This is a genomic window from Corynebacterium sp. 5QC2CO, assembly GCF_024580435.1.
GTDB lineage: Bacteria > Actinomycetota > Actinomycetes > Mycobacteriales > Mycobacteriaceae > Corynebacterium > Corynebacterium jeikeium_D.
In genome coordinates this window covers 1-11106 of record NZ_JANIKI010000021.1, presented here as the reverse complement: position 1 = coordinate 11106, position 11106 = coordinate 1, and the positions used below count along the sequence as shown (strand labels likewise).

The following is an 11106-nucleotide window of genomic DNA, read 5'->3' as shown; positions in this document are numbered from 1 at the left end:
CCGTCGAGGTCGACGAGCCACTGCTCGAGGTTTCCACCGACAAGGTCGACACCGAAATTCCTTCCCCAGTCGCAGGCACCCTGCTCGAGGTCCTCTACGACGAAGACGACACCGTTGACGTCGGCGAGGTCATCGCTCGCGTTGGCAGTGGCCAGCCAAAGAAGGCCGCACCGAAGAAGGAAGCTCCGAAGGTTGAATCCAAGCCGGAGCCCAAGAAGGAAGAGCGAAAGGCGGAGTCCAAGCCCGAGCCAAAGAAGGAAGCTCCAAAGGCAGAGTCCAAGCCGGAGCCGAAGAAGGAGACTCCGAAGACTGAATCCAAGCCTTCCGCTAACAAGGACGTTCCTTACGTCACCCCGCTGGTCCGCAAGCTGGCAGACAAGCACGGCGTTGACCTGACTAAGGTCGAGGGCTCCGGGATTGGCGGCCGCATTCGTAAGCAGGATGTTCTGCGCGCTGCCGAGGGCGGCCAGGAGACTGCTGCTGAGTCCGGCTCCAACTGGTCCACCAAGGGCGTTCGCCCTGAGCTCGCTGAGCTGCGCGGCACCACCCAGCGTGTCAACCGCATCCGCGAGATTACCGCTGCCAAGACCCTCGAGTCTCTGCAGACTTCTGCACAGCTGACCCAGGTCCACGAGGCCGATATGACTGCCATCTGGGATCTGCGCGCTACTAAGAAGGCTGAGTTCGAGAAGAAGCACGGCGCGAAGCTGACCTTCCTGCCATTCTTTGCAAAGGCAATCGTTGAGGCTCTGGTCAGCCACCCGAACGTCAACGCTTCCTGGAACGAAGAGACCAAGGAGATTACCTACCACGAGCAGGTCAACTTGGGTATCGCTGTCGATACCGAGCGTGGTTTGCTCTCCCCGGTCATCCACAACGCTCAGGATATGTCCCTGCCGGAGCTGGCTGCTGCTATCGCGGACATCGCAGACCGCGCTCGCAACAACAAGCTGACCCCGAACGACCTGTCCGGCGGCACTTTCACCATTACCAACATCGGCTCCGAGGGCGCTCTGACCGACACTCCGATTCTGGTTCCGCCGCAGGCCGCAATGGTCGGTACCGGCGCGATTAAGAAGCGCGCAGTAGTCGTCACCGAGAATGAGGCAGATGCCATTGGTATTCGCGCCATGGTCTTCCTGCCGATTACCTACGATCACCGCCTGATTGACGGCGCTGATGCAGGTCGCTTCATGACGACCGTTGTTGACCGCCTCGAGGTTGCTAACTTCGAATCGGATTTGCAGCTCTAAGCAGTCTGCTCCCCTCCTGGGGTAGTAGCGCCGTGGGAATCTAGCTAGCTTGCTAGCAGGAGGTTCTACCTCTTCCCTGCCCGCGTTAGTCGCACTTTGCGGCTGACGCGGGTATTTTTTGCCGCATTCGTCCCGCAGTTGAACCTAATCAGCGATTCCTTCAAATGCGCAGGCACCCTATTCTTGGCTAGGGCTCAGATTTCGCGTAGCCACACATAGCTAACAAAGGCTCCATTGACACAAAGAATTTACGTGCTGTTATTGCGCCATTAAGCCATCAGCGGACTGCAGGAGGAGCTAACCGAAAGCAAAGCCGCAAGTAGCAAATGTGCATGCTTTTTGTACTGCCGAAATGCGAGAACGCCACACGCCCCCCCCCCACACGCAGTTCCGGCTATCGCTTCCAGCTACGCCGACGAGAGCCGAAGATAGCGATAATTAAATTCATTATTTGTTAACCTAGCTGTCACCCAGTTAGCAGTTAGCCTTTACCAATCTAAGAAATCATTAGACAGCAGGCTTCTTTGGCGTGCCTATTTTTGCTCTCTGTACGTAACTTAGAAAGGTGGAGCATGTCCTCGGCTCCAGCGAATACTAGTTCGTCGACCGGGACCACATCGTCTGAGCAATCGAGCTCCTCAGATAAGTGGTGGCATCTCTTCTTCGGCGGGCTTCTCGCAATCAATATCGTAATTTTTGTCTTCTGGGCTTATGACTTTGTCGGCCCGCAGGCAAATACGGCAATTCTTCTGATTACCATCGCGTTCGCCGTCTTCATGGCGTTCAACATCGGCGGTAACGACGTTGCTAACTCCTTCGGTACTTCAGTCGGTGCAGGCACCCTGAGCATGAAGCAGGCGCTTGTTGTCGCTTCAGTCTTTGAGGTTTCGGGCGCCGTCCTCGCTGGTGGCGAAGTTACTGACACGGTCCGTTCCGGCATTGTGGACCTGAACGCGATCCACGGTTTGGACCCGATGGAGTTCGCCTTCATCATGATGTCCGCGCTTCTCGGCGCAGCAGTGTGGCTCCTCGTTGCCACCCGCATGGGTTGGCCAGTTTCCACTACCCACTCCATCGTCGGCGGTATCGTCGGTGCCGCACTGACCGTCGGTTTTATCACCGGCAAGGGGGGCTGGAGCATGGTCCAGTGGGATCAGATCGGCCAGATCGCCGTTTCTTGGGTCCTCTCTCCGCTCCTCGGCGGTTTGGTTGCGTTCCTTCTGTTCAGCGGTATTAAGAACTCGATTCTCGTCTACAACGACAAGGCTTCCAAGCAGCTGCAGGCCATCCACCAGGAAAAGGCGGACCTCAAGGCGCAGCACCGCGACGACTTCGAAAAGCTCCCTGAGCACGATCAGATTTCGTACACCAACGCGATGCTTCGCGACGCGACGACGATGCGTGACAATGACTGGACTCCGGACGACCTGGAGTCTGAGTACTTCCGCAAGCTCGTCCACATCGAGTCCAAGGTTGATGATGTCCGCGCTCACCGCGCGTTGGAAGCTTGGGTTCCGGGTCTAGCGGCCCTGGGCTCTATCGTCATCTCCGCGATGATGCTGTTCAAGGGCCTGAAGAACCTTCACCTAGGGCTTTCCAGCCTGGACAACTTCCTGATTATGGGCATGATCGCCACCGCAGTGTGGCTTGCCGTTTACATCTTCGCGCGTACTTTGAAGCGCCAGGATTTGGATCGTTCCACCTTCCTGCTGTTCAGCTGGATGCAGGTCTTCACCGCTGCTGCGTTCGCTTTCTCCCACGGCTCGAACGACATCGCTAACGCGCTTGGCCCGTTCGTGGCAATTCTGGATGTTCTCCGTACCAACGAGATTTCTTCCGAGTCCGGTGTCCCGCTGGCAGTCATGACCACCATGGGTATCGCTCTAATCTCCGGTCTGTGGTTTATCGGCCGCTTCGTTATCAAGACCGTCGGATCCGGCCTGACTGAGATCCACCCGGCATCGGGCTTTGCCGCAGAGCTTTCCGCTGCTGTGGTCGTTATGATTGCTTCCCTGCTGGGTCTGCCGGTTTCCTCCACCCACATTCTGATTGGTGCCGTTCTCGGTGTCGGTATCGTTAACCGCGCCGCTAACTGGAACCTGATGAAGCCGATTGGTTTGGCCTGGGTTATTACCCTTCCGGCCGCTGCAGGTATCTCGGCAATCACCGTTTCTATCCTGCGCGTCGTCTTCGGCTAAGCCCACAAAAGCACGCCACTTTCGCCCCGGCGGTCACTTTCTAGTGGCCACCGGGGTATTTTCACGTCTGGCGCTATCCAAGTAAGTTTGGCGCTATCCAAGTAGCAAGAATTCTGAGGCTCACAGAAATTCAGCGTATCCTATAGGCCACCATGACTGCCCCAAGAAAACCTTTTACTCGCGCAGATAAATCCATTCGGGACTCAAGCTCCGACATCGAGATTCAACATCTCGGCCTTGTCGACTACGAGGAGACCTGGCACCTACAGGCGGACCTTGCTGCCAAGCGTGCGAAAGACCTGATTCCAGATCAGGTTCTCGTGCTTGAGCACCCGAGTCTTTACACAGCAGGAAAGCGCACCCAGCCGGAGGACCGTCCTACCAATGGGTTGCCGGTCGTCGATGTCGACCGCGGTGGCCGCATCACCTGGCACGGCCCGGGCCAGCTGGTGATGTATCCCATCATCAAGCTCGCTCAGCCGGTCGATGTCGTGGACTACGTCCGCAGACTGGAAGAAGCCCTCATTCAAACCGTTCGCCGGACCGGCATCGCAGCTGCTGGCCGTATCGATGGCCGCTCGGGGGTATGGGTTCCTGCATCAAACGGACTGAGCGACCGAAAGATTGCGGCACTGGGAATCCGCGTGACTCATGGTGTGACCATGCACGGACTCAGTCTGAACTGCGACAACTCTATGGAGTTCTACAACTACATCATCCCGTGTGGCATCTCCGATGCTGGAGTGACCACCCTATCCCGGGAGCTTGACCGAGATGTTAGCGTGTCAGAGATGACAGAGCCGCTTCTGGCGGATTTGCAAGATGCTTTAGAAGGCCGCCTGACCGTTGCCGACCATTCCTTCGGCTCCGCGCCCGACCCCACGAAGGACCTGCCACACCGGGTGAAGCACAACTCCACCACCGGCATATTCGAGTACTCATCAACAAAAGAGTAGGATGTAACTGTGACTGTTAAGCCAGAAGGACGTAAGTTACTGCGCGTCGAGGCACGAAATGCCGAGACCCCTATCGAGAACAAGCCCCGGTGGATTCGCAACCAGGTCCGTCCGGGCCCCAGCTACAAGGACATGAAAAACCGTGTCTCGGGTGCCTCTTTGCACACAGTCTGTCAAGAGGCCGGCTGCCCGAACATTCACGAATGTTGGGAAGACCGCGAGGCCACCTTCCTTATCGGCGGCGATAAGTGCACCCGCCGCTGCGACTTCTGCCAGATTAACTCGGCCAAGCCCGACCCATTGGATAAGGATGAGCCGCGTCGTGTTGCGGAATCCGTCCGCGAGATGGGTCTTCGTTACGCCACTATCACCGGTGTCGCCCGCGACGATCTGCCCGACGGTGCATCCTGGCTCTACGCTGAGACCTGCCGCCAAATCCACGAACTCAACCCGAATACCGGAGTCGAGCTTCTTGTCGATGACTTCCGTGGCGACGAATCTGCAGCACAGCAGGTCTTCGATGCCAAGCCCGAGGTTTTCGCCCACAACGTGGAGACGGTGCCTCGTATCTTCAAGCGCATCCGCCCCGCATTCCGCTACGAGCGTTCTTTGGAACTCATCACTCGCGCTCGCGAAGCTGGACTGGTTACCAAGTCCAACCTCATCCTGGGTATGGGCGAAACCTATGACGAAATCATCTCCGTTATGCAGGATTTGCACGATGCCGGCTGCGATATTCTGACGATTACTCAGTACCTCCGCCCCACTCCACTGCACCATCCAATTGAACGTTGGGTTAAGCCAGAGGAGTTCGTCAAGCTCTCCAAGACCGCTGAAGAGATGGGCTTTGCCGGTGTCATGTCCGGCCCGCTGGTCCGCTCTTCCTACCGCGCTGGACGGCTCTACACCCGCGCACTGGCGCACCGCGGTCAGGAACTACCTGCGCATCTGTCCGCGCTTGCCGACGACAACGACAACAACCTCGCGCTTCAGGAAGCCTCGACTCTGCTCGACCGCTATGGCGCATCGGAGGATACGCCAGTCACTTCGACTATTCCGGCTTCCTAGAGGTTGACGGCCGCAGCGCCGTCGTAAAGCGAAACGACGCTACGGCGCGGTCTATTGCCTAAAACTACATCGCATGCCCTAAAGTTGGTGATTATGGCGACCAATGATGCGAAAGAAATGAAGAAGGCGAACCGCGCCGCCAAGCGCGCTCAGCGTAAGCAGACTCGTAGCCAGATGTGGCAGGCGTTTAAGCTGCAGCGCTCGCGGGACAACAAGCTCGTGCCTTACATGGCGCTGGGCTTCTTCGGTCCAATTATCCTGCTGTTACTGCTTGGTCTGCTCATTGGTGGAGTCTGGCCCTGGGTTCTGACGATTATTGGTATCTCGATCGGCTTTATGGTCGCGATGTACATCTTCTCTAAGCGTCTTGAGGCGTCCTTCTACACAGAGGCGGAAGGCCAGGCCGGCGCTGCGGCGTGGACGCTGGACAATATGCGTCAGGGCGTTGGCTATGTCTGGCACGTCAAGACCGGTGTTGTCGCTAATCAGCACATGGATGCTGTACACCGTGTTATTGGTAACGCCGGTGTTGTGCTGGTCGGTGAAGGTGATCCGAACCGCGTCAAGCAGATGATTGCTCGTGAGAAGAAGTCGCTGGCACGCATTGCGGGCGAAGCTCCAATTTACGACATGATTGCTGGTAGCGACGAGGGCCAGGTCCCGCCGAAGAAGCTGCAGCGCGAACTCATGCGTCTGCCGCGCAACCTGAATAAGGATCAGGCCAATGCTTTGAATGAGCGCATCCAGTCGATGGACCGTATTCGCGATGCGCGCGCGAACATGCCCAAGGGGCCGATGCCGAAGGGCGCTAACCCACAGGCCGGTATGAACCGTCGTGCGCGCCGTGCCGCCAATCGCGGCAAGAAGCACTAGAGGTTTTAGCTAGGTTTCACCAGGGGTCGGTTGCTCGGGCAACCCGACAAGGGACAACCTAGGTTGAAGCACAAAAAAGGGGCTTTCGGGCCCCTTTTTGTGCTCTAACGCTTTAAAACGAAGCCTAAAGCCATGTCTTCACACACAGTTATTGATGTCTTGTTGAAGTGATTGCTCTCACTTATCACAGGTTATATCCTTGCTGGAAACAATGCTTAATGAAGATTACTGCTAGTTGTGCCACCATGGGATATGTGCAACTCTTGGCTGAAAATGAACTCTTAGCGCTTCTAGTGATTTTGTTTCTTGGCCTGGCAATTGGCCAGATCAAGATCTTCGGCTTCAAGCTTGGCGTGGCTGCCGTCCTTTTCGTCGGTCTTATCCTCGCGACTATTGAGCCGGAAATTCAAATCTCCCCGTTGATTTACATCGTGGGCCTAGCATTATTCGTCTACACCATCGGGTTGGAGGCGGGCCCCGAGTTCTTCAGCTCGTTACGCTCGCGCGGTATCAAGCACAACCTGTTCGGCATTGGTGTGCTCGCAGTTGTCACTATCGAGTCTTTCTTGCTGATCAAGTTTTTGCCTATCGACCCGGTGGAAGGCGCAGGCGCCTTCACAGGCGCCCTGACCAACACCCCGGCTATGGCAGCAATCGTCGATGCTCTTCCTAGCCTCATTTCGGATAAGGGCGAGCTGGCCGCTGCGCACGATATGCCGGTGATTGGTTACTCCCTGGCCTACCCAATCGGCGTGCTGGCAGTGATTGCCTCTATCGGCATTATGTCGAAGGTCTTCCGCGTCGATCACGACCAGGAAGCTATTGACGCAGGTGTCGCCGCACTTCCGCTGCATACTCGGGACATCAAGATCCTCAAGGACGACCTGCCTTCCATCACTGACCTTCCGTCGAAGTTCGGTTTGGACATTACGGTTTCGCGCATTGAGTACAAGGGTCACCTCTACATTCCATCTCCGGGTGACACTGTCTCTGTCGGCGATATTATTTCCGTCGTCGGTACAGAGGAAGAAATTGCTCGTGCCGCCGAGTACCTTGGCGAGCTTATGCCAGGCGATCCGACACACGACGGCCGCCTGGACTTCCGCCGCATCTTCGTCTCTGCATCTGACGTGGTTGGCGTACCCATCGCGGAGCTTCAGACTCGCATGGACGGCATGATTATTACGCGTATTCGCCGCGGCGACCACGACATCGTCGCGGAACCAAACATGCGCCTTGAGCTTGGCGACCGCGTCCGTGTGGTTGCACCGCCAGAGAAAATCAAGGACGCAACAAAGTTCTTCGGCGACTCCTACAAGAAGCTTTCCGACGTCAACCTCTTGCCGCTCACCCTTGGGCTTACGCTGGGTGTCTTGGTGGGTCTCATCAAGATTCCGCTTCCGGGCGGCAGCTCGCTAGCCCTGGGATCCGCTGGTGGTCCACTGGTTGTGGCGCTGATTCTGGGTGCTGTCGGTCGCACTGGACCGTTGGTTTGGCCTATCCCCTACTCGGCCAACCTGGCGTTCCGCACCATGGGTCTAGCACTGTTCCTGGCTGGTATCGGCACCACTGCTGGTAAGGGATTCCAGGCTGCGTTGTCTGACCCGGCATCACTGACAGTTCTGGGCCTTGCCGCCACCATCGCGTTTAGCTCTGCACTGTTGACCCTCATTGTCGGCCACCGTGTGCTGAAGATTCCGTTCGGCCAGACTGCGGGTATCCTCTCGGGCTTGCAGACTCACCCGGCAGTGCTCTCATACGTCAACGACCAGGCCAAGAACGAGTTGCCGGCAATGGGATACACAACGGTGTATCCAATGGCCATGATCATGAAGATCATTCTCGCCCAGGTCCTGGTCGTGTTGGTGCTATAGCGCTAACCCAAAATGACGGCCGTGCCAGTGGCACGGTCGTGCATGCCGCGCATATCCGAGTCGGTGATTGCTGGCGGCAGCAAGAAAAGAGTAAGCAAGCTGCGGAAGAAGGCACGAACAAAGCCAACTCGCTCGCCGGGCTTGTCCACGCGAGCGACACCCATCTTCATCATCCACTGGCCCGGAGTGCGGGCGAACAGCCAAACCGACACCGTGCCAATAATGAGGAAGACAACTGGCGAATAGGTCGCAAGGAATGACTGCCAGGCGATAAACGAATCCCCGAACTGGTCAATCTGCGCCTCGCTCGGGCCGAAGAACATCGAAAAAGCGCCGGCAATCATCAAGGAAATAATCCAGTCAATGAGAATGCCGCCGACGCGACGCATCAGCGTCGCCTGCGAGCCTGGGCCATCGGGGGCAAGACCCAATGCCTGGCCGGGGTAGTCCGAGAGCTTGTCCGGATTATCGAACTCTCCCGGAATCTGAGGGCCATCTAGCCAACTGTGCTTTTCTTCCATGGATTCATAGTCTAATGCAGCAATCCGGCTATCAAATCACGGGCTGGGACAGCCATTCAGCGCGTGCGGGGGTAATCCGGGGGCGATGTTTCGTCGCCTTTTCCATTTTCTTATCAGCATGGGAGCTAAAGGCTCGTCGTAAAGCGTGTGTAACGCGAATGCGCAGGGTATTGCCTTGTTTCCATAAACAGATAACCCGCTTCCTATTTGCGTAATGCATTCCGTATTGGCGAATTCCGCGCGCGCCATGCCAGAAATTCGTGGTTCTAATTCCAGAATGAATGCGTGGTTCGTTAAGCTTGAAGGCGTCAACCGGCCAGTCCTTGACAGCGCGGCAGGTGCACGAAACATCGTGCAAGAATTCCCTGCTGCGTACTAAACAAGGCCAACTAAGGAGACCGCACATGTCCTTCAAAACTCCCGAGGAAGTAGTCGCGTATATCAAGGAAGAGGGCGTCGAGTTCGTAGACGTCCGCTTCACGGATGTTCCCGGCATCGAGCAGCACTTCACCATCCCGGCATCCGCATTTGACGAGGACGCGATGGCCGAAGGCCTGGCATTCGACGGTTCCTCGATTCGTGGTTTCACTTCCATCGACGAGTCCGACATGGCACTGCTGCCCGACCTGAGCACCGCGCGCATTGACCCGTTCCGCAAGGCAAAGACCCTGAACGTCAAGTTCTTCGTCCACGATCCATTTACCCTCGAGCCGTTCTCCCGTGACCCGCGTAACGTCGCCAAGAAGGCGGAGGAATACCTCATCTCCACCGGCATCGCCGACACCTGCTTCTTCGGCGCTGAGGCAGAGTTTTACATCTTCGACAACGTCAAGTTCGAGACCGACACCAACCGCGGCTTCTACGAAGTTGATTCCATCGAAGGCTGGTGGAACCGTGGCAAGGACCAGAACCCGGACGGCTCTGCAAACCTGGGTTACAAGACCCGCCTGAAGGGCGGCTACTTCCCTACCGCTCCGTACGACCACTACCAGGACCTGCGCGACAAGATGTGCCTGAAGCTCGCTGACGCCGGCTTCGACCTGGAGCGCGCCCACCACGAGGTCGGCACCGGTGGCCAGCAGGAGATCAACTACAAGTTCAACACGATGTTGCACGCTGCAGACGACCTGCAGACCTTCAAGTACATCATCAAGAACACCGCCTGGGAAGAGGGCAAGTCCGTCACCTTTATGCCGAAGCCGCTGGCTGGCGACAACGGCTCGGGCATGCACGCTCACCAGTCGCTGTGGAAGGACGGCAAGCCGCTGTTCCACGATGAGGCCGGTTACGCAGGCCTGTCGGACATTGCTCGCTGGTACATCGGCGGTATCCTGCACCACGCAGGTGCGGTACTGGCCTTCACCAACCCGACCCTGAACTCCTACCACCGTCTGGTCAAGGGCTTTGAGGCTCCGATCAACCTGGTCTACTCGCAGCGCAATCGCTCTGCCGCTGTTCGCATTCCGATCACCGGCTCCAACCCGAAGGCAAAGCGCATCGAGTTCCGCGCCCCGGATCCGTCGGGCAACCCGTACCTTGGCTTCGCTGCCATGATGATGGCCGGACTGGACGGCGTGAAGAACCGCATCGAGCCGCACGCTCCGGTCGACAAGGATCTCTACGAGCTCCCGCCAGAGGAAGCCGCCGACATCCCGCAGGCTCCGACCTCTCTCGAGGCCGCACTCGAGGCCCTGCGCAACGACCACGAGTTCCTGCTCGAGGGCGATGTCTTCACCGAGGACCTCATCCAGACCTTCATCGACTACAAGTACGAAAACGAGATCGAGCCGGTTCGCCTGCGCCCGACTCCGCAGGAATACGAAATGTACTACGACTGCTAAAGTTTTTCGCTTCACGACGGCCACAGCGAGCAGCCCCCATTGCTCCTTATGGCCGCCCAACAAGCTTGGTGGATGCCGCCTGACCACAGTAAATGTGGCCAGGCGGTTTTTCGTTGCGGCCACGCTGGCTGCGGGTGCCTGGACCCGCATGCACGCGCGTATGTGAGCACGGATCTATGCGCGGTTCCGGGCCACCTCCCTGAACAGAGCCATACCCCACCACAAAAGGGCCGCGCCTCCTGCACGAGTAGAGTCACACACTCTCCTCCCCCGTCTTATCGATGCAATATTCACTTGTCGATGCGCTATAGCGTGGCCATAAGTGAACAGCGCATCGACAAGTGACAGAGTGGGGAGGATACCGTGCGCATAAGAGCCGGACAGCCTTCGATAAGTGACGAAAAATCGTCGACAAGTGAAGGAAAATCATCGATAGGTGCCAGAAAATTGGCCATAAGTGCGAGGGTGGCGCTAGGGAAAAACACGAGGGACAGATACGGGGACGGATGCGGGGGCGGGGGC

The 11106-nt window shown here is 57.4% G+C and carries 8 protein-coding genes; 7 read left to right on the top strand and 1 reads right to left on the bottom strand.

Going from position 1 to position 11106, the window contains the following annotated elements; genetic code table 11:
* The 6 genes from sucB to NQ014_RS10665 all read left to right on the top strand — a co-directional run.
* Window positions 1–1253, top strand: a 1253-nt coding sequence (sucB, locus tag NQ014_RS10690) for a 2-oxoglutarate dehydrogenase, E2 component, dihydrolipoamide succinyltransferase (RefSeq protein ID WP_257075311.1), incomplete at its 5' end; no start/stop codon positions are given.
* 572 nt (window positions 1254–1825) lie between these two features.
* The gene (locus tag NQ014_RS10685; protein WP_257075309.1) at window positions 1826–3451 is read left to right on the top strand and encodes an inorganic phosphate transporter; all 1626 of its coding nucleotides are present in this window, start codon (window positions 1826–1828) and stop codon (window positions 3449–3451) included.
* Between the two features lie 152 nt (window positions 3452–3603).
* Window positions 3604–4407 (top strand): lipoyl(octanoyl) transferase LipB, encoded by an 804-nt coding sequence (gene lipB / locus NQ014_RS10680; RefSeq protein WP_257075308.1) that lies wholly within the window; start codon window positions 3604–3606, stop codon window positions 4405–4407.
* A gap of 9 nt (window positions 4408–4416) precedes the next feature.
* A complete protein-coding gene (lipA, locus tag NQ014_RS10675; protein ID WP_257075306.1) occupies window positions 4417–5475 on the top strand; it encodes a lipoyl synthase in 1059 nt (352 codons plus the stop codon).
* 93 nt (window positions 5476–5568) lie between these two features.
* On the top strand, window positions 5569–6348 hold the full coding sequence (locus tag NQ014_RS10670) for a DUF4191 domain-containing protein (protein ID WP_005511046.1): 780 nt from the start codon (window positions 5569–5571) through the stop codon (window positions 6346–6348).
* Window positions 6349–6602: 254 nt separating this feature from the next.
* Window positions 6603–8222 carry an aspartate:alanine exchanger family transporter gene (locus tag NQ014_RS10665; protein ID WP_257075312.1) on the top strand — a complete coding sequence of 540 codons (1620 nt, stop codon included), beginning with the start codon at window positions 6603–6605 and terminating at the stop codon, window positions 8220–8222.
* 2 nt (window positions 8223–8224) lie between these two features.
* On the opposite strand, the gene NQ014_RS10660 is transcribed toward NQ014_RS10665, so the two are convergent.
* A complete protein-coding gene (locus NQ014_RS10660) occupies window positions 8225–8743 on the bottom strand; it encodes an RDD family protein (RefSeq protein WP_016423046.1) in 519 nt (172 codons plus the stop codon).
* Between the two features lie 404 nt (window positions 8744–9147).
* On the opposite strand from NQ014_RS10660, the gene glnA reads away from it, so the two are divergent.
* On the top strand, window positions 9148–10584 hold the full coding sequence (glnA, locus tag NQ014_RS10655) for a type I glutamate--ammonia ligase (protein WP_257075304.1): 1437 nt from the start codon (window positions 9148–9150) through the stop codon (window positions 10582–10584).
* Window positions 10585–11106: the final 522 nt, after the last annotated feature.

Bases quoted from the DNA above. Each gene is read 5' to 3' on its own strand.
- NQ014_RS10685 (WP_257075309.1), top strand. From the start codon at position 1,826: ATGTCCTCGGCTCCAGCGAATACTAGTTCGTCGACCGGGACCACATCG.
- lipB (WP_257075308.1), top strand. From the start codon at position 3,604: ATGACTGCCCCAAGAAAACCTTTTACTCGCGCAGATAAATCCATTCGG.
- NQ014_RS10670 (WP_005511046.1), top strand. From the start codon at position 5,569: ATGGCGACCAATGATGCGAAAGAAATGAAGAAGGCGAACCGCGCCGCC.
- NQ014_RS10660 (WP_016423046.1), bottom strand. From the start codon at position 8,743: ATGGAAGAAAAGCACAGTTGGCTAGATGGCCCTCAGATTCCGGGAGAG.
- glnA (WP_257075304.1), top strand. From the start codon at position 9,148: ATGTCCTTCAAAACTCCCGAGGAAGTAGTCGCGTATATCAAGGAAGAG.